The sequence below is a fragment of the Chitinophagaceae bacterium genome, from assembly GCA_016699815.1.
In the GTDB taxonomy this organism is placed as follows: Bacteria; Bacteroidota; Bacteroidia; order Chitinophagales; family Chitinophagaceae; genus Ferruginibacter.
On record CP065012.1, the window covers coordinates 443,848 to 462,871 of the forward strand.

Sequence of the window (19,024 nt, forward strand, 5' to 3'; positions counted from 1 at the left end):
ATGGTTGGGCATCTTTACAAAAGCAAATACCCTTATCAAATCTCTTTCCTAAAGTTCTTTTAAATACGCTATTATCAACGCTTTGTTTTCGCTGTCATTAAATAATGGCAGCCATTTATAAATGGTTGCCGTAAAAAAATAAATCTTATTTGTTTCGGTGTAAGATTTGCGTACTGTTTTCACCGCTTAAAGTTATAAGATATTTTATTACGGAAAATTGTTTCGTGTGCCACAAACCAAAGCGTGGAGGAGTGGTAAATCCTATAGGAATCCTGGAGTTTGTATCTTTTAATTTAAAACAGCACCTAATTACAAATAAGAAAAAACTTAGCATTAAACGCAATTAAAAGCGGCTTTTGCAATAGCCTGTGCAGCTATAAACCCCGTGGTCCAGGCATTTTGAAAATTAAAGCCTCCGGTAATACCATCTATATCTAAAATTTCGCCGGCAAAATAAATGCCCGGTTGCTTTTTGCTTTCCAGGGTTGATGCATTTACCTCACTTAGTGCAATACCACCGGCCGTTACAAACTCCTCTTTAAATGTTGTTTTACCTTTTAGCTCAAACTCCTGTGCACATAATATTTTACTTAATAAATTTTGCTGCTTTGCTGGCAAATCGGCCCAGCGCAAACTGCTGTTGATATTTATAGTGGCCAGTAAAAATTCCCACAACCTTGCGGGCAACTGAAAGGGATTTTTATTATAAATTTTTTGTGCTGCGTTTTCAAAACGTAGTTGACATAATTTTTCATTCAGCAGGTTTTCGTTATACTTTATACCACTTACGTTACCTATCCAATTGATATTAATTTTACTGTTATAGCTTTTTTCGTACAACTCCCTTGCCGCAAAAGCGCTTAGCTTTAATATCGCTGGCCCGCTAAAACCCCAATGCGTTATTAATACGGCACCGGCCTGTTCCCATTTAGTACCGGGTATTTTAACCTGCGCATTGGGTACTGAAATACCCATTAATTTCTCCGCAGAATTACGGGCAATATTAAAAGTAAAAAGGCTGGGTACCGGTGGCACAATGGTATGGCCAAGTTTACTTAGCCAGTTAAATTGTTCCCATTTAGAAAACCCACCACAGGCAATGCATACATAGCCTGCAGTAATTTTTTTTTTGTTTTGAAAAACTACCTGGTGATTTTCTTTGCCTGGAATAATATCTTCCACAGCAGCATTCATCATTATTTGTACTTTATATTTATTGGCTTCACTCAGCAAACAATTCATAATGGTTTGTGAGCTATCGGTAACGGGGAACATCCTGCCATCGGCTTCAGTTTTTAATTGCACGCCCCTATCCTGAAACCATTGGATGGTATCGCTTGTAAAAAAATGATGAAAAGCTTTTTTGAGAAAGGCATTTCCCCTGGGATAGTTTTTTATCATTTCTGCAATGCTAAAACAGGCATGGGTAACATTGCAACGGCCTCCGCCGCTTACTTTTACTTTACTTAAAAGTTTAGAAGATTTTTCAACAATAATTACCTGCAAAGAAGGGTAAAGCCTTGCTGCATTTACGGCACAAAAAAAACCGGCAGCGCCAGCACCAATTACTACGAGTTTGTGATTGGCCATTTTATTTGGGTTGTTAATCGTGGCTCCAGGTTAAATTTGGGTTGGCCTTTTCTGCAGCTTCCAACGCTGCAAATGAAGATAAAATATCGGGCGCTCCATCCGTGATGCTTATATCGTGTTCAAAATGGGCAGAGGGTTTCCTGTCTTTGGTTAATACGGTCCACCCGTCTTTTAAAAATTCCACTTCCCTTGTTCCCATATTTATCATGGGCTCAATGGCAAGCACCATGCCTGCTTTGAGCTTTTCTTTTGTGCCACGCTTTCCGTAGTTGGGCACCTGTGGGTCTTCATGAAGGCTGCGGCCAAGGCCATGCCCTACCAGTTCTCTCACTACGCCATAGCCATGAATTTTTTCAGTATATTCCTGTATGGCAAAAGCAATATCGCCTATGCGGTTTCCTATACGGGCTTTATTAATACCAATGTATAAAGATGCTTTGGTAACTTTTAAAAGTTTTTTTACTTCAGCGCTTACTTCGCCAATAGCATAAGTATATGCGCTATCGCCATGAAAGCCATTTTTTAAAACGCCAATATCCAGCGAAATAATATCGCCATCTTTCAGTGGTTCGTTTTTAGGAAAGCCATGTACTACTTCATCATTTACCGAAATGCAGGTTGCTGCCGGAAAACCACCATAATTTAAAAAAGATGGAACAGCAGCATTATCTACAATAAAACGATGCACCAGGTTATTTACTTCCAATGTGGTAATACCCGGTTTTAAAATTTTTGCAGCTTCGGCATGCGCCATGCCTACCAGTAAGCAGGACTGGCGCATGATTTCAATTTCTTCTTTAGTTTTATACTGTATCATTTTTATCAAAAAACCCCAACGAGTGTGCGCCGGGGTTTGAATTATATATTTTTGAATGCAATTACATACCGGAAGATACGGCCTGCCTTCCCTGTATGCGCCCGCTATTCATTAACCCATCGTATTGGCGCATGAGCAACTGAGTTTCTATTTGCTGTAATGTATCTAAAATTACCCCTACCATAATTAATAAAGAGGTGCCCCCAAAAAATGTAGCAAAACTTTGCTGCATGCCTACAAAGCCAAGTTCTACAAGGCCGGGCAAAATACCTACAAGGGCAAGTAAAATAGCGCCGGGTAAGGTTATCCTGTCCATAATGGTGCCAATATAATTGGCGGTATCCTGCCCGGGCTTTACGCCGGGAATAAAGCCATTATTGCGTTTTAACTCATCACTCATTTGCTTGGGGTTAAAAAGCAAAGCCGTGTATAAAAAGGTAAAAGCAATTACCGAGAAGGAATATACCAGCATATAAATCCAGTTGGTATGATCAGTAAAATATTTGGCAAAGCCGCTATTGGTAAAGCCTGTAATAAAGGTGGGCAAAAATAAAATTGCCTGGGCAAATATGATGGGCATTACCCCTGATGCATTTACTTTTAAGGGCAAAAAGTTTCTGGCACCACCAAACTGGCGGTTGCCTACAATTTGTTTTGCATAGTTTACCGGTACTTTTCTTGTGCCCATTACCAGCATAATAATTCCCAAAATTACAATTACCAAAAAGAGGATTTCGAGCAGCATAATGAGCAAGCCACCTGCACCGCCGGTAGAACGGGCTGTCCACTCCTGCATAAAAGATTGGGGTAAGCGGGCAAGGATACCAATCATAATAATGATGGAAGTACCATTACCTAAACCTTTGTCGGTAATTTTTTCGCCCAGCCACATTACAAATAATGTACCTACTGTGAGCAACACTACGGTAGAAACCCAAAAAAATGCTACACCGTAGCCAGGTATTAAAGCGCCTGCATTTGCCGGGCTTTTTAAATAGCCAATATAAGCTGCAGATTGAAATACGGTTACAATTACTGTAAGGTACCGGGTCCATTGGTTTATTTTCTTTCTTCCGCTTTCGCCTTCTTTTTGAATTTTGGCCATTTGCGGAACCAGTATGGTTACCAGCTGCATAAAAATTGATGCAGAGATATAAGGCATAATACCCAGGGCAAAAATAGAGGCTTTGGAAAAAGCGCCGCCTACAAATGCATCTAAAAGGCCCAGCATACCACTGTTTTGTGTACTGCTGTGCAGTGCATCCAGTTTGTTGGGGTCAATACCCGGAATTACGATAAAAGAACCAAGGCGATAAATGAACAAAAGAAGGAGCGTGTACAATATTTTATTGCGTAACTCTTCAATGCTCCAGATATTTTTAAGTGTGGTAATAAACTTCTTCACTTGTGATTTGCTGTTTTAAATTTGTCCAAAAAAGAAATAGCTGGTTGCAGCGTTTGCAAATATCGTGAAATTATTTAAGTATTTCAACGGTGCCGCCTGCGCTTTCAATAGCCGATTTGGCTTTTTGGCTTATGGCGTTTACTTTGAAAGTATACTTACCTTTTAACTCACCGGTAGCGAGGATTTTTATTAAAGCCCTTTGATTTACCAGCCCGTTGATATAAAGGTTTTCGGGGCTTATTTCGGTAAGGCTGTATTTTTCTGCAAGCTGGTCAATTCTTCCCAGGTTAAATACATTATACTCTACTTTGTTGATGTTTTTAAAACCCCGTTTTGGCAAGCGCCTTTGGATGGGCATTTGTCCGCCTTCGTGTGCTTTTTTGCTTTTATAGCCGGCACGGCTCTGGCCGCCCTTGTTACCTTTTGTAGAGGTACCGCCTTTACCACTTGCTTCGCCACGGCCCAGGCGTTTTTCTTTGTGTGTAGAACCTTTTGCAGGTTTTAAAGAATGTAATTTCATGTTGCTTTTATTTTAAACTTACGCCCCGAAAGCATTCGGGGCTCGCTTGTTGATTACTTGATTTTTTTTTTGCAGATAATGTGCCGGTTAAAAACCAAAAGGCCATTATCAAGATAATATTGCCAAATCAGGCCAGTTCTTCAACCTTTACCAGGTGGTTTACCTTGTTCACCATACCCAAAACCTGTGGAGTAGCTTCAACTTCTACAGATGCATTTGTTTTTTTTAAACCCAATGCAACCAAGGTTCTTTTTTGGCGTTCCGGCCTGTCAATTGCGCTTTTTACCTGCGTTACTTTTATCTTTTTCATATTATTTGGTTGATGGTTCAAGGCTCTTGGTTTATTAAAGTGCCTGCAACTATAAACTCATTAATTATCCGTTAAATACTTTCTTTAATGAAATATTTCTTGTTTTTGAAACGGCAATTGGTTCCCGAAGGCTTGCCAGCGCTTTTACTGTAGCTTTAACTACATTGGCCGGATTTGCCGAGCCAAGACTTTTAGCTAAAACGTCGGTAATGCCTGCGCTTTCTAAAACGGCACGCATGCTGCCACCGGCAATTACACCAGTACCTTGCGCTGCAGGTTTAATCAATACTTTTGCTGCACCTTCTTTGGTAAACTGGTCATGCGGAATGGTACCATGCCTTATAGGAACTTTTACCAGGTTCTTTTTTGCATCTTCAATGCCTTTGGTAATGGCTTCCTGTACTTCCTTGGCTTTGCCCAATCCGTGGCCAACAACGCCCGATTCGTTACCTACTACAACAAGAGCAGAAAAGCTGAATGCACGGCCACCCTTGGTTGTTTTAACCACACGGTTAATGGCAACTACTTTTTCTTTTAACTCAAGGTCGCCTGCTTTTACTTTGTTTGAAACTACGTTTGACATTTTTGCTTTTTACAATTTTTTAATTAAAATTCAAGTCCGCCTTCTCTTGCGCCTTCGGCAACGGCTTTAACACGGCCATGATATATATAACCACTACGGTCAAAAATTACTTTTTTAATACCCAATTCAGTTGCTTTTTTGGCAATAGCCTGGCCCACCATTTTACTCAATTCGGTTTTAGGCGCTTTTTGTGCATTAATATCTTTTTGCTTTGAGGATGCCGAAGCCAGGGTAAGCCCGGAGTTGTCATCTATCAATTGAGCATAAATTTCTGAATTGCTCCTGAATACACTTAAGCGTGGCGCTTCGGAAGTACCACTTATTTTTTTGCGGATGCGGAACCTGATCTTTTGCCTTGCCGCTGTTTTTTTATTACTCATTTTATTTTTATTTTAACTCCCGATGCTGCCGGGAAAATATTTGAACTTTTAACTATTACTTACCTGCTGCTTTACCTGCTTTTCTCCTCAATACTTCACCGGCAAACTTCACACCCTTTCCTTTGTAAGGCTCCGGCTTACGCAGGCTGCGTAGTTTAGCGCACACCTGGCCCAGCAATTGCTTGTCGTTGCTCTCTAATGTTATGGTTGGGTTTTTCCCTTTTTCCTGTGCTGTGGCTACTTTAATTTCTTTGGGTAAATCAAAAATAATATTATGAGAATAGCCTAATGATAAATCCAGCGTATTGCCCTGGTTGGCTGCTTTAAAACCCACACCTACCAGTTCCATTTCTTTTTTATACCCATCGGTAACGCCTTTAACCATATTGTTGATTAAGGCACGGCTAAGGCCGTGCAGCGCACGGTGGCGTATTTGATCGGTTGGGCGCCCCAGTTCAACAATGTTTTCTTTTACTTCAACTTTAATATCCCTGTCAATGGGTTGTTTCAATTCACCTTTTGGGCCTTTTACTGTTACTTCGTTTACTTTTGAAACTGTAAGAGTAACTCCTGACGGGAGATTTATGGGTTGCTTACCTATACGACTCATTGTAATAATTTTTATACTTATGAACGAAAATGTATTTTTTTTAGATTGTGTTCAGCCCGTATAAAAGGCTTATGTTATCAATCTGTATCCTTGCAACTATCCATTTTCAATATAATTGCTTGATTTTATTTTAATAAATGTTACAAAGAACTTCTCCGCCTACATTTTGGGCTTTGGCTTCTTTATCTGTCATAACTCCTTTGGAAGTAGAGATAATGGCAATACCCAGGCCGTTTTTAACCCTTTTAAATTCTTCGGGTTTTGCATAGGTACGCAGGCCTGGGCGGCTCACCCTTTCCAGGCTTTGAATTACGGGCAACTTGGTGTTACCATCGTATTTTAAGGCAATTTTAATGGTGCCTTGTTTGTTATCATCTACAAATTTGTACTTAAGGATATATCCTTTAGTGTACAAAATTTCCGTAATCCTTTTTTTCAATTTGCTGGCAGGAATTTCCACGATACGGTGGTTGGCCATTTGGGCATTACGAATTCTTGTTAAATAGTCTGCAATTGGATCAGTAACCATTGTTTATATTAGTTAATTGATTTTTTAATGTTTGTTACAATGCGATATCCTGTTGAATATCCGTGGAAATTACCAGCTTGCTTTGGTTACTCCCGGAATTTTTCCCTGTAAAGCCATGTCCCTGAAAATTACACGACTGAGACCAAAATGGCGCATAAAGCCACGGGGACGGCCGGTTAATTGGCAACGGTTTTTTAACCGCACAGGTGATGCATTACGGGGAAGTGCGGCTAATGCTGCATAATTTCCCTCTGCCTTTAATGCAGCTCTTTTTTCTGCAAATTTGGCAACAGTTTTTTCCCTTTTTCTTTGCCTGGCTTCAATTGATTTTTTTGCCATGTTTTTTTAAATTCTTATTGATTAATTATTTTTTTTACATTTTTAAACGGCATGCCCAGCTCTTTCAATAATTCCATTGCTTCTTCATTGCTATTTGCCGTTGTTACAAAAGTGATATCCAGGCCGGTGATTTTATTTACTTTGTCAATATCAATTTCGGGAAAAATGATTTGCTCAGTAACGCCCAGTGTATAATTGCCACGGCCATCGAATGCTTTATCATTTATTCCTTTAAAGTCACGCACCCTGGGTAATGATACCGATACCAGCCTGTCTAAAAATTCATACATTTTTACGCCACGAAGGGTAACTTTTGCGCCAATGGGCATGTTTTTACGCAACTTAAAGTTGGATATATCTTTTTTCGAAAACGTAGAAACCGCTTTTTGGCCGGTAATGGTAGATAGTTCTTCTACGGCAATTTCCACCAGCTTTTTATCGTTAACAGCGCCGTTTACACCACGGTTCAAGCAAATTTTTGTTAAGCGTGGAGCTTGCATTATGGTTTTGTAACTGAACTTTTTCATAAGTGCAGGAACCACTTCTTTTTTGTACTTATCCGCAAGGCGGGTTGTGTTTAATTTAGTGCTCATTATTTAATTACCTCCCCTGATTTTTTTGCAGTTCTAACTAATTTACCATTTTCACGGCTGCGTTTTATTTTTGTAGGGCCGCCGCTTTTTTTATCCCAAAGCATTACATTGCTAATAGCTATTGGCGCTTCGAGTTTTATCCTTCCGCCCTTGGTGTTTTGAGCAGTTGGCTTTGTATGCTTGGTTACAATATTTACGCCTTCTACCAATACCCGGGCTTTTTCTACCAGTACTTCCAATACTTTACGGGGTTTGGTAAGGTCTTTATCATCCCCGGCAATTACTACTACCTGGTCGCCTTTTTTGATGTTGAACTTTGGTTTAAATCTTGTGCTCATAATTTATGCTTTAAAGTAAAACCAACCTGAAGCTGGCAACTTTTAGTTTTAATGTTTATTTTTTACAACACTTCCGGTGCCAGTGAAATAATTTTCATGTAGCCTTTATCCCTGAGTTCACGGGCAACCGGGCCAAAAATACGTGTACCCCTTGGCTCATCGGAGTTGTTGAGCAATACCACGGCATTATCGTCGAAACGGATGTAAGACCCGTCTTTACGGCGCAGCTTATTGGTAGTGCGAACAATTACCGCTTTACTTACGGTTCCTTTTTTAATACCGCCTGCAGGCATTGCATCTTTTACGCTTACTACAATTTTATCGCCAATTTTTGCATAATCCTGCCCGCTATTGCCCAATACACGAATGCATAATACTTCTTTGGCACCGCTGTTATCTGCTACGTTTAATCTGCTTTCTTGCTGAATCATTTTATTTTAATTTGTGTACTTAGTACTGAATATTATTTTACTTTTTCCAACACTTCAACCAGCCTCCAGCGTTTAGATTTGCTTAAAGGGCGTGTTTCCATAATTTTTACAAGGTCGCCGATGCTGCATTCGTTTTTTTCATCGTGGGCATGAAAGCTTGTAGATTTTTTTACGAATTTGCCATACAAAGGGTGTTTTACTTTTCTTTCTACTTTTACGGTAATGGTTTTATCCATTTTATTGCTGGAAACTACACCCGTTTTTGTTTTACGTAAATTCCTGTTTTCTGCCAAAGTTGTTGTTGCTGTCATCGTTTTAAATATTTACCGGGTGAATTAAGCACCCAATTGAACTTTTTTTAATAGTGTTTTTAAGCGTGCAATATCTTTTCTAAGCGTACGGATGCTTTGAGGGTTTTCCAGGGGTGCAATTGCGTGTGCAAAATGCAACTTCTTTAAACGCTGTTCATCCTCTTTAATTTTAGCCACCAGTTCGTCGTTGCTTAAGGCGCTAATGCTTTTTACAAAATCTGCTTTTTTAGACATGTTCTTTATTTTTTAAACTCTATTCCTAATTTTATTGTTTTGGATTAGCTAACCAGCTCCCTGCTTTTTACAAATTTTGTAAGTATAGGGAGTTTTTGAGCTGCCAGTTCCATTGCTTCTTTAGCTACTTGTTCGGTTACGCCATCGGCTTCAAAAATAATGCGGCCTGGTTGTACAATGGCTGCCCAGCCTTCGGGGTTACCTTTACCTTTACCCATCCTCACTTCGGCAGGTTTTGCAGTAATGGGCTTATCGGGGAATACACGTATCCATACATTTCCTTCTCTTTTCATGTGCCTTGTCATTGCCTGGCGGGCACTTTCTATCTGGCGGCTGGTAAGCCAAACACTATCCAATGCTTTGAGTCCGAAAGTACCAAAAGCAAGTGTAGCGCCACGCTTGGTGTTGCCTTTCATTCTTCCTTTTTGGGTTTTCCTGTGTTTGGTCCTTTTTGGTTGTAACATTTCTTATATTTTTTTAACGGATTGTTTCAATCCTTATCCTTTTGTAATTTTTAAATTATCTTCTTCCGCCCCTTCCTGCGCCATCTCTCCTGTCTCCGCTACGTCCGCCGCCGCCTCGCCTGTCTCCGCCCCTGTCAAAGCCGCCTTCTTTCCTATCGGCGCCATCGTGTTTGCCGCCGGCAAGCAAGTTGGGATTTAAATCTCTTTTACCCAATACTTCGCCTTTACAAATCCATACTTTTATCCCAATTTTTCCATAAACAGTTAAGGCAAATACGCTGGCATAGTCTATATCCATACGCAGGGTATGCAATGGGGTACGGCCTTGTTTAATTTCTTCGCTACGGGCAATTTCAGCTCCACCAAGGCGGCCACCTACTTTTACTTTAATGCCTTCTGCTCCCATACGCAATGCAGAGGCAATGGCCATTTTAATGGCACGTTTAAAGTTGATACGGTTTTCCAACTGGCGGGCAATGGTATCGGCTACTATATTGGCATCCAGTTCCGGGCGGCGTATTTCCAGGATGTTGATTTGCACATCACTGTTACCGGTTAATTTTTTCAATTCTTCTTTAATACGGTCCACTTCACCGCCACCTTTACCAATAATGATACCCGGCTTTGAAGTATGAATGGTAACAATCAACTTGTTTAAAGTACGCTCAATTACAATTTTGGCAATGCCGCCTTTGTTGATACGGGCATTGAGATAATTCCTGATCTTATCGTCTTCGATAAGTTTTGCAGCATAATCTTTTTTGTTTGCGTACCAGTTGCTGTCCCATCCACGGATGATGCCTAATCTGGCGCCTATCGGATTTGTTTTTTGACCCATATTTTTTATTTCAAAATTTGAGATTGTGCACCTGCACAACCAGATTTTTTTATTTTAATTTTGCGTCTACAATTACGGTTACATGGTTGCTGCGTTTGCGTACCTTATAGCCACGGCCTTGCGGTGCCGGGCGCATACGTTTAAGTACCCTGGCGCCATCTACAAAAATGGTTTTTACCATTAAGCCGCTTTCATCAGCACCTTCGTTTTTTTGTTTCCAGTTGTTTATGGCGTTTAATACCAGTTTACGCAAAGGAACCGAAGGATGCTTTGGATGGTGTTCCAAAGTAGCTAAAGCTTTTTCTACTTCCATTCCACGGATCAAATCTGCCAATAAGCGCATTTTACGTGGTGAAGTAGGGTAATTTCTGAGTTTTGCTATTGCTTCCATTATATTTTTGTTTCTCGTTTCTCTTTATCTGTTTCATTGTTGCATCGGCAACAGGCAAACGATATGAGCAACTGTTTTATACTACTTTTTTGCTTGAGTGTCCTTTAAAGTTTCTTGTAGGAGCAAATTCTCCTAACTTATGGCCTACCATAAATTCGGTTACATACACCGGAATGAATTTGTTACCATTGTGCACTGCAAGTGTATGGCCAACAAAATCGGGAGAAATTGTGCTCCTGCGGCTCCAGGTTTTGATTACGCCTTTTTTTAACTTGCCTTCATTGATAGAAAGGATTTTTGTTTCTAGTTTCAGATCAATGAAAGGGCCTTTTTTTAACGAACGACTCATATTTAATGTTTGTTTATTTTCCCGTTATTAGCGGAATATTTTAACAATAGAAATTTACTTACTTAATTTTTTTCCGTTTTTACGCTGAATGATCATTTTATCTGATCCTTTGCCCCTTGTACGGGTAATTTCGCCTTTGGCATATTTACCGGTACGACTGCGTGGATGGCCACCGCTTGCTTTACCTTCGCCACCACCCATTGGGTGATCTACGGGGTTCATGGCTACGGCACGTGTTCTTGGGCGGATGCCTTTCCACCTGTTGCGGCCTGCTTTACCGGCACGCTCCAGGCTGTGATCACTATTGCTTACTACGCCTACTGTTGCATAGCAGTTTACCAATACCCTGCGGATTTCTCCACTGGGCATTTTTAATACCGCATATTTTTCTTCTTTATTACTAAGCTGTGCACTGGTTCCTGCGCTACGTACCAAAATACCTCCCTGGCCGGGTTGCATTTCAATATTGTGTACGTTGGTACCCAGGGGCATATTTTTCATCATTAAGGCATTGCCTAAATCCGGTGCTACTGCATCTCCACTTATAATTTTTTGGCCCACCTGTAAACCCTGTGGTGCAATAATGTATCTTTTTTCGCCATCGGCATACGCCAGTAATGCGATGAATGCTGTACGGTTGGGATCGTATTCGATAGATTTAACGGTAGCGGGTACTTCTTTTTTATTGCGTTTAAAATCTATTTTACGGTATTGGGTTTTATTACCACTGCCCATATAACGCATACTGCGTCGGCCAGAGCTGTTGCGCCCTGCGGTAGATTTTTGTTTTTCCAGTAAAGATTTTTCCGGTGTGCCGGTTGTAATTTCGGCATAGGCATTACCAATTCTCCAGCGTGTGCCTGCGGTTACCGGTTTTGATTTTTTAAGTGCCATTTTTTTTATATTTCCTGCTTTAGCGGTAGCAGGTGTACCATACTTAATTTAGTAATTTTAAACTGTGCCGTACAAATCTATTGTGTCGCCTTTTGCTACGGTAATTACCGCTTTCTTTTTGGCGGGTTTACGGCCTACCAAAAATCCACTCTTGGTATATTTTGCTTTTACTTTTGACGGGCTTACCAAAGTATTTACCTCTTCTACCTGTACGCCATAAAAGCCTTCAACCGCTTTTTTAATTTCCAGTTTATTTGCCTTTTTGTCTACAATAAATGTGTAGCGGTTGGCTTTTTCTGCCTGCTTATTTGCTTTTTCAGACAGTACCGGTTTTATTAATACATCAGACAATTTCATGGTTCTAATTTGATGATTTGTTAATTTGAAAATTCTTTAATTGTCAAATTTTAAATTTATGCTTCTATTCCCTCTTCAGTAAACAATTTTGCTGCACTTTCACTCAATACCAACACATTGGCATTTAAAATATCGTAGGTGTTAATATCACTGATAACAGTTCCGGTAACGCCCTGTACATTCCTTAGGCTCAGGTACAGGTTATCGTTGTACTCCGGAATTATAAACAAAGATTTTTTCTTATCTACTCCAAGGTCTTTCAAAATACCTGTAAACGATTTTGTTTTTGGTGTATCAAATTGTACATCTTCCATAACCACAATGGCATTATCTTTTGCCTTGTAGGAAAGGGCACTTATTTTAGCCAGGTCTTTTACCTTGCGGTTTACTTTTATGTCGTATCCATGGGGTTTAGGGCCAAAAATGGTACCTCCGCCTTTAAAAATAGGGTTACGCAGGTTCCCTTTACGGCTGCCACCTGTACCCTTTTGCTTATGCAGTTTTTTAGAAGAACCCTTTACTTCTGTACGGGTTTTTACTTTATGCGTACCCTGGCGCTGTGCACCCTGGAATTGCTTTACTGCAAGGTAAATGGCGTGATCGTTGGGCTCAATGCCAAAAATTTCTTCTGGCAGTTCTACTGTTCTGCCTGTTTTTTGTCCTTTGCTATTTAAAATATCGAGTTGCATAGTTGTCAAATTTGCTTATGTGTTAATTTGCTTTTTTGCGCATTAATACATCCTATTTTGAATTTCGTTCCTGTTTTCCTCCGGCACTTTAACAATGAGCTAATGCGCCAATGATTTTTTTATTTATTGATTAAAACAATTGAACCGTTGTGGCCCGGAACCGAACCGCTAACGAGTATGTAATTTTTTTCAGCGAAAATTTTCACCACTTTCAGCCCTTTCATTTTCACCCTGTCGCCACCCATGCGGCCCGCCATACGCATCCCTTTAAACACACGGCTGGCATCAGAAGAGTTACCAATAGAGCCCGGCGCCCTTTGCCTGTCGTGCTGACCATGGCTTTGCTCACCTACGCCACTAAAACCATGGCGCTTTACCACACCCTGAAATCCTTTACCTTTGGTGGTTCCTACTACTTCTACGCTATCGCCTTCGGCAAATATGTCTACCGTAATGGTTTCACCAACCTCTTTAGACATTTCGCTATTGCGTATTTCTTTTACTATTTTTTTAGGAGCGGTATTCGCTTTGGAGAAGTGGCTTATTTCTGACTTAGTAGAGTGCTTTTCTTTTTTGTCGCCAAATGCAATTTGGAGTGCATTATACCCGTCGGTTTCAACGGTTTTCTTTTGTGTAATAACGCATGGCCCTGCTTCAATGATGGTTACGGCTGTTTGCTTGCCTGTAGTATCAAAGATGCTGGTCATGCCAATCTTTTTACCAATAATACTTTTCATTTGTTATATTTTGTGCCCAGCGCTCCTTATTGCTTTTTTATTTCAGGCATTTACTAAAATGCCGCCATAAGGAGATAAGCGAATTCACTAAGAACTTATCTGGCGCCTGCTCTTTCTATTGTAAGCCGAAAGGGAGGTTCACCAAATGATTTATCAGGCTTTAATTTCTACATCTACACCGCTGGGTAAGTCAAGCTTACTTAAAGCGTCAACCGTACGGCTGCTGCTGGTGTAAATATCCAATAATCTTTTGTGTGTGCACAACTGGAACTGCTCCCGTGCTTTTTTATTTACGTGGGGCGAACGCAACACGGTAAATATTTTTTTATGCGTTGGCAAAGGAATGGGTCCTGTTACCACGGCGCCTGTACTGCGTACTGTTTTAACGATTTTTTCAGCAGATTTATCTACTAAATTATGATCGTAAGACTGTAGTTTGATCCTTATTCGTTGTGACATATGCAAAGAACTTTAAAATCCATTTTTTAAATTGGAGTGCAAAGGTAAGGGGTTGAGTTTAATTGGCAAAAGAATTTTATAAAAAATATATAAAATGTTCAACTGGTTTTAATTAGCATACAGCAATAAATAAAGCATGGTTATAAACTTAATAAAAAAGCCGCCCAAAATGAATGAGCGGCTTATATAACAAATTACTACTTTATATTATCTTTTCATTACCCTGCCTGTTGCTAAGCGTTTACCGTTTTTATCTCTTACAACAACGTGGTAAACACCTGCTGCAGCGCCGCTAATATCAACATCCATACTTTCGTAAATACCCTGGGTTGCATATTCTTTTGCCCAAACCCTTGCCCCGTTACTGGCATAAACTACTACTGAACGTGTTGTTGCAGTTGAACTGTAATGCCTTACAGAGAATTTACCTTTTGTAGGATTAGGATAAATAAACAGCATGCTTTGTGGAGCTGTTCTTGGCGTTAACTGCACTAAGTTGGTGGTATTGGAACAACCAGTTAAAGTATTGGTTACTGTTACCTGATAATTACCAAAATTATCGGTATTTACAGGTATAGAAGCACCATTCCAGCCTGCTACCAAATCACCGTCTTTATACCATTCGTATGAGTAAGGCCCTATTTCGGGACTAACAGTTACAAACAGCCCTGATGGTGTATAAGGTGTAATAGCCTGGTGAGATGAAACCGCTAAAGTAGCGCCCGGTTTAATATTAACAGTAAGCATTGCAGGTTGAGAAGTTACAGCTCCGCAAGGAACACCCGAAACAATTACCTGGTACATATTACCATCTTGTGATAGGCCAAGATCATTTAATGTAAGCGTACTTGAAGTAGCGCCTGTGATGTTTACAAACGGACCACCGTTTACACTTACCTGCCATTGGTAGGTTATAGTAGAACCTGTAGCCGTTACGCTGAATGACTGGCTTTCGCCGGTACAACCATTTACATTTACTGGTTGTGCATTAATTTCTACAGGTGAGTTTACTGCCAGTGTTGCTACATCTGAAGTAAGGCTTGATGTACAAGTACCTGATAATTGAACACGGTATTTTTTACCATTATCAGAAGCCGCTAATCCCGTTAGGTTTAAGGTAGCAGAAGTGGCACCGGATACATTTGTCCATGTAGTGCCTCCATCGCTACTTACTTGCCATTGATAAGTAACCGCAGTACCTGAAGCTGTAATACTTAATGACGTAGTTGTTGTAGGCAAACATACAGATGCATCTGCAGGTTGTACTGATACAGCAACCGGGCTATTTACTACCAGGTCAACACAGCTTGAAGTAATAGTGTTACATGTACCGGTAATTACTACCTGGTAAGCGCCACCGTTGGCTACCTGTGTATTACTTATAGTATAATCGGCAGAAGTTGCGCCGGCAATATTAGTGAATGTACCACCACAAGTTGCCGCATATTGCCATTGGTAGCCAATTCCTGTACCACTTGCCGTAACGCTAAAGCTGGATTCATTTCCAGAGCAGAGCGTAACCGCATTGGGTTGTGCGCTAATTGCTGCATTTGTATTAACCGTTAATACAGCTTCTGTTGTAATAATTGGTGTTGGTGTACAGCTAAATACCTGCAACCTGTATTGATAACCACTCATTGCAGGAGTTACACCGCTTAAACTTAAATCAGAAGAAGTTGCGCCTGCAACATCTGTCCATGTTGTTCCGCCATCTGTACTTACCTGCCATTGGTAAGTAAGTGATGAACCTGTAGCAGTAGCAGAGAAGTTTGCTGTTAACCCTTCGCAAACCGTAATATTATCCGGTTGATCTGTAATTGAAGAAGGATTACCAACAATCAATGTGCCGGCAGAAGAGGTTACACTTGTTGGCGCACAATTACCTGAAACTACTACATGGTATTGGTTATTATTCATTCCGTTGGTTACATTGGGAATGGTATAAGTTGATGAAGTTTCACCGGCAATATTGCTCCATGATGTGCCGCCATCTGTACTTACCTGCCATTGGTAACCGAGGTTGGTGCCAGTTGCAGAAGCAGTAAATGTTGCTGCACTGCCTTCACAAACTACAGAGTTAGTAGGTTGGTTGGTAATATCAGTTGGAGGATTTACCGTTAAAGTAGCAGAAAAAGAAGTTGTACTTCCACATTGCCCGGTAACAATTACTTGGTATTCATTATTATTTTCGGCCATTGTAGCTCCATTTACGGTATAGCTTGATGAAGTGGCTCCGCCGATATTGCTCCATGTAGTTCCACCATTGGTGCTTACCTGCCACTGGTATGTACCGGAAGATGTTGCACTAAATATGGCATTTGAACCACTACATACTGTTTGGTCTATTGGCTGGCCTGTAATTGCTGGTCCAGAACCTGGCAAAACTATAAAGCTTACAATTTGGGTTTGGTTATTTGCACCAGCAACACCAGTAACCGTAATATCGTAAGTGCCAGGGCTTAATGTATTTGCATTATTAAGTGTTACTACTGTACTGTTTCCGGGAATTACGGGTGTAGGCGTAAAGCTTACGGTTGTACCTGCAGGCACGCCATTTGTTGCTGTTAAATTAATGGGTGTATTAAAACCACCATTGGAAACCGTACCTAATGTAACTGTAGCCGGAGTTGCTGCTGCACAGGTAATACTTGTTGGCCCGGGAGCTGTAAAGGAGAAGCCGGTGGGTGGTGCAGTTACCGTAATATTTGCATTATTTATATCAAAATAAACATTACCAATTGCCTCAACTTTTACACGTGCCTGGCTGGTAACCACCGATGGAATAACAATGTTTTCTGTACCATCATTTGGTGTGCTGGCAATTAATGTGGTAAATGTTTGACCCTGGTCGGTTGACCATGAAATTTTTACATCAGCAGTATTGGTAGGTGCCCCTGTAGTACCATTTACTGACCAGGATAAAGTTTGTGTACTTCCAGCGGCATAAGAAACCGCAGCATTTTGAGTGGTAATTAAGAACGGACCAACAGTATTTGATACTGTAACCACCATATCAGTATAAGCCGTTTGGCCTACTTTAATAGGAGCAGTAGAACTATAAGCTGAATTATCTCTTACAGTAAGACGGAAATTTAAAGTTCTGCTCACAGAACTTAAAGCTTCAATATTTGCTATAGGGTCGCCACCTGGGAAACAAGGTGTAATGCTGGCTCCTGTTAATATCGTAGATAACCTTGGAAACAACCTTGTAGAATTAGTTGTAGGTAAAAATGAAAGCCAGTTGGGCCCGGTTAATTTTGTGGGGCTAGCTACACTTGCATTACCTGTAGTAGTAGAGTTATCGTTTTGCTCCCAGCAATAAGTTAATACATCACCTGCGTTGGCATCTGTTGCAGAGCCTGTAAGGGCAAATGGCGTAGAAATAGGGATGGTTATATTGCTCACCGGAGCTACAACCGGTGTGGCATTTGCTGCGGTAATATCTGTAACAATTGGGCAGGCTTTACCTGCCAGGTTTACCTGAACCTGCTGTATAGATGCCTGATGAAAAATATCAATAGAATGAGGCGCTACATCCTGCCCGGTAATACCTGCATAACCCATAACGGTAATGCCAGAACCTACTTCTTTATTTACACCAGTACCTTCATTGCTCATTGAAAAAGTATGGTTGGCGCCTAATTGATGGCCCACTTCATGGGCTACATAGTCAATATCAAAATTATCACCCTGTGGAATACCATCGGCAGGAGAAGTAATACCCCTGCCCTTTTGGCCGTTTACACATACGCAACCTATACAACCTGCGTTACCACCACCTCCAGATGCGCCAAACATGTGACCTATATCGTAATTGGCTTCTCCAATATTAGCGGTAAGTGCAGCTTGCAACTGGTTGTTCCAATTACCCATGGTAGTGTAAGGATCTGTACTGGGGTTATAATATATTACCAGGTCGGTATTGGGAATTAAATTTAAATGGAGTGCAAAATCTTTTTCATAAACACCATTGCATCGGGTGAGCGTTGCATTAAAGCCTGCTAAAACCAAGGCTACATCCGCAGCACTAAAAGCACCAAACCAGTTAGAATATTCGGCATTGCATGATTGGGCAAGGCGCATGGTCCTTAACTTACCATCGCTGCTGCTGGTAAAATTAGATGAAACAACTTTTGCAGTTATTTCATTTGCCATATCGGCTTCGGGTGTTGAGCATGTCCAGGGTAACTGGCCAATTTTACGGTTCGATTTAAAAACGGCATAAGTATTTCCATCTGCCGAATAGGTTTCTATAAACTCATTGGGCTTGCCATTGTTGCGGAACAACATGGTTTGTATCCCTTTGGGAGAATAACTCAACTTTAACGTTGCTGTTCTGTCGGAAATTCCTTTACCCGAAAATGCCCTTATTTGAGGGAAACGGGCCTGTAATGCAGGGTCAAAGTTAGAAGATTCCACTATTTCAAAGTCTTCAAATCCGCCATCGGCATTAGGGAGGGAAATAACCGTAGTATGACTAACCGAGTTATCTACTACTTTATATAATTGTTGCTTTATTGAAGCTAAATCCAAATGGTATAATTTGAATTCTGTAGGGAATGTGAGCCTCGCAACTGCTTTGTTTTTTATAATGGCACTGCGGTTTTCTAAATTGGCAGTCCAGTATTTTCCGGTTTGTGAAAAACCGAAAGCAACAAACAAAGCAAATGAAAATGAAAGGAGTAAAGCTTTTTTCATGCAATTAAGTTTTGAATAAATGTTATTTGGGCTGTAAATATAGGAAATTAAATAACACATAAAATTTTCAACCAACGCCTTATTTTTTTGAAAATTAATTGCCTTTTATATTTTTTTCATCAGCTTTTACGCCAGTGTGTTTCACTTTTATTTATTAA

General features: G+C 40.5%; 25 protein-coding genes. All 25 read right to left on the minus strand.

Annotation, left to right across the window (positions count from 1 at the left end; genetic code table 11):
- Nucleotides 1–333: 333 nt before the first annotated feature.
- A complete protein-coding gene (locus tag IPO46_01970) occupies nucleotides 334–1,590 on the minus strand; it encodes an NAD(P)/FAD-dependent oxidoreductase (protein ID QQS63402.1) in 1,257 nt (418 codons plus the stop codon).
- Between the two features lie 13 nt (nucleotides 1,591–1,603).
- Nucleotides 1,604–2,407: a type I methionyl aminopeptidase gene (gene map, locus IPO46_01975; GenBank protein QQS63403.1), complete on the minus strand. Its 804-nt coding sequence runs from the start codon at nucleotides 2,405–2,407 to the stop codon at nucleotides 1,604–1,606.
- A 61-nt stretch (nucleotides 2,408–2,468) separates the two neighbouring features.
- Nucleotides 2,469–3,812, minus strand: coding sequence for a preprotein translocase subunit SecY (gene secY, locus IPO46_01980; protein ID QQS63404.1), 1,344 nt, complete (start codon nucleotides 3,810–3,812; stop codon nucleotides 2,469–2,471).
- 70 nt (nucleotides 3,813–3,882) lie between these two features.
- Entirely contained in the window at nucleotides 3,883–4,332 is a 450-nt protein-coding gene (gene rplO / locus IPO46_01985; GenBank protein ID QQS63405.1) for a 50S ribosomal protein L15, read from the minus strand.
- A gap of 127 nt (nucleotides 4,333–4,459) precedes the next feature.
- Nucleotides 4,460–4,642 (minus strand): 50S ribosomal protein L30, encoded by a 183-nt coding sequence (gene rpmD, locus IPO46_01990; GenBank protein ID QQS63406.1) that lies wholly within the window; start codon nucleotides 4,640–4,642, stop codon nucleotides 4,460–4,462.
- A gap of 64 nt (nucleotides 4,643–4,706) precedes the next feature.
- Entirely contained in the window at nucleotides 4,707–5,225 is a 519-nt protein-coding gene (rpsE, locus tag IPO46_01995; GenBank protein QQS63407.1) for a 30S ribosomal protein S5, read from the minus strand.
- Between the two features lie 23 nt (nucleotides 5,226–5,248).
- On the minus strand, nucleotides 5,249–5,605 hold the full coding sequence (gene rplR / locus IPO46_02000) for a 50S ribosomal protein L18 (protein QQS63408.1): 357 nt from the start codon (nucleotides 5,603–5,605) through the stop codon (nucleotides 5,249–5,251).
- Nucleotides 5,606–5,660: 55 nt separating this feature from the next.
- Nucleotides 5,661–6,215: a 50S ribosomal protein L6 gene (gene rplF, locus IPO46_02005; protein QQS63409.1), complete on the minus strand. Its 555-nt coding sequence runs from the start codon at nucleotides 6,213–6,215 to the stop codon at nucleotides 5,661–5,663.
- Between the two features lie 130 nt (nucleotides 6,216–6,345).
- Nucleotides 6,346–6,744: a 30S ribosomal protein S8 gene (rpsH, locus tag IPO46_02010; GenBank protein QQS63410.1), complete on the minus strand. Its 399-nt coding sequence runs from the start codon at nucleotides 6,742–6,744 to the stop codon at nucleotides 6,346–6,348.
- A 69-nt stretch (nucleotides 6,745–6,813) separates the two neighbouring features.
- Entirely contained in the window at nucleotides 6,814–7,083 is a 270-nt protein-coding gene (rpsN, locus tag IPO46_02015; protein QQS63411.1) for a 30S ribosomal protein S14, read from the minus strand.
- Nucleotides 7,084–7,097: 14 nt separating this feature from the next.
- Nucleotides 7,098–7,676: a 50S ribosomal protein L5 gene (gene rplE / locus IPO46_02020; protein ID QQS63412.1), complete on the minus strand. Its 579-nt coding sequence runs from the start codon at nucleotides 7,674–7,676 to the stop codon at nucleotides 7,098–7,100.
- On the minus strand, nucleotides 7,676–8,014 hold the full coding sequence (gene rplX, locus IPO46_02025) for a 50S ribosomal protein L24 (protein ID QQS63413.1): 339 nt from the start codon (nucleotides 8,012–8,014) through the stop codon (nucleotides 7,676–7,678). The genes rplE and rplX overlap by 1 nt, the downstream gene beginning before the upstream one ends.
- Nucleotides 8,015–8,076: 62 nt before the next feature.
- Entirely contained in the window at nucleotides 8,077–8,445 is a 369-nt protein-coding gene (rplN, locus tag IPO46_02030; GenBank protein ID QQS63414.1) for a 50S ribosomal protein L14, read from the minus strand.
- 32 nt (nucleotides 8,446–8,477) lie between these two features.
- Entirely contained in the window at nucleotides 8,478–8,756 is a 279-nt protein-coding gene (gene rpsQ, locus IPO46_02035; GenBank protein QQS63415.1) for a 30S ribosomal protein S17, read from the minus strand.
- Nucleotides 8,757–8,780: 24 nt separating this feature from the next.
- Nucleotides 8,781–8,990: a 50S ribosomal protein L29 gene (gene rpmC / locus IPO46_02040; protein ID QQS63416.1), complete on the minus strand. Its 210-nt coding sequence runs from the start codon at nucleotides 8,988–8,990 to the stop codon at nucleotides 8,781–8,783.
- A gap of 44 nt (nucleotides 8,991–9,034) precedes the next feature.
- Nucleotides 9,035–9,454 (minus strand): 50S ribosomal protein L16, encoded by a 420-nt coding sequence (gene rplP, locus IPO46_02045; GenBank protein QQS63417.1) that lies wholly within the window; start codon nucleotides 9,452–9,454, stop codon nucleotides 9,035–9,037.
- Nucleotides 9,455–9,509: 55 nt separating this feature from the next.
- Nucleotides 9,510–10,292: a 30S ribosomal protein S3 gene (rpsC, locus tag IPO46_02050; protein QQS63418.1), complete on the minus strand. Its 783-nt coding sequence runs from the start codon at nucleotides 10,290–10,292 to the stop codon at nucleotides 9,510–9,512.
- A 49-nt stretch (nucleotides 10,293–10,341) separates the two neighbouring features.
- Entirely contained in the window at nucleotides 10,342–10,683 is a 342-nt protein-coding gene (rplV, locus tag IPO46_02055; protein ID QQS63419.1) for a 50S ribosomal protein L22, read from the minus strand.
- Between the two features lie 76 nt (nucleotides 10,684–10,759).
- A complete protein-coding gene (gene rpsS / locus IPO46_02060; protein ID QQS63420.1) occupies nucleotides 10,760–11,032 on the minus strand; it encodes a 30S ribosomal protein S19 in 273 nt (90 codons plus the stop codon).
- Between the two features lie 54 nt (nucleotides 11,033–11,086).
- Nucleotides 11,087–11,926, minus strand: coding sequence for a 50S ribosomal protein L2 (gene rplB / locus IPO46_02065; protein QQS63421.1), 840 nt, complete (start codon nucleotides 11,924–11,926; stop codon nucleotides 11,087–11,089).
- 57 nt (nucleotides 11,927–11,983) lie between these two features.
- Nucleotides 11,984–12,283, minus strand: coding sequence for a 50S ribosomal protein L23 (gene rplW / locus IPO46_02070; protein ID QQS63422.1), 300 nt, complete (start codon nucleotides 12,281–12,283; stop codon nucleotides 11,984–11,986).
- A gap of 56 nt (nucleotides 12,284–12,339) precedes the next feature.
- Nucleotides 12,340–12,972, minus strand: coding sequence for a 50S ribosomal protein L4 (rplD, locus tag IPO46_02075; GenBank protein ID QQS63423.1), 633 nt, complete (start codon nucleotides 12,970–12,972; stop codon nucleotides 12,340–12,342).
- Nucleotides 12,973–13,091: 119 nt separating this feature from the next.
- Nucleotides 13,092–13,709, minus strand: coding sequence for a 50S ribosomal protein L3 (gene rplC / locus IPO46_02080; GenBank protein QQS63424.1), 618 nt, complete (start codon nucleotides 13,707–13,709; stop codon nucleotides 13,092–13,094).
- 153 nt (nucleotides 13,710–13,862) lie between these two features.
- A complete protein-coding gene (gene rpsJ, locus IPO46_02085) occupies nucleotides 13,863–14,168 on the minus strand; it encodes a 30S ribosomal protein S10 (GenBank protein ID QQS63425.1) in 306 nt (101 codons plus the stop codon).
- A gap of 207 nt (nucleotides 14,169–14,375) precedes the next feature.
- Entirely contained in the window at nucleotides 14,376–18,866 is a 4,491-nt protein-coding gene (locus IPO46_02090; protein QQS63426.1) for a T9SS type A sorting domain-containing protein, read from the minus strand.
- Nucleotides 18,867–19,024: the final 158 nt, after the last annotated feature.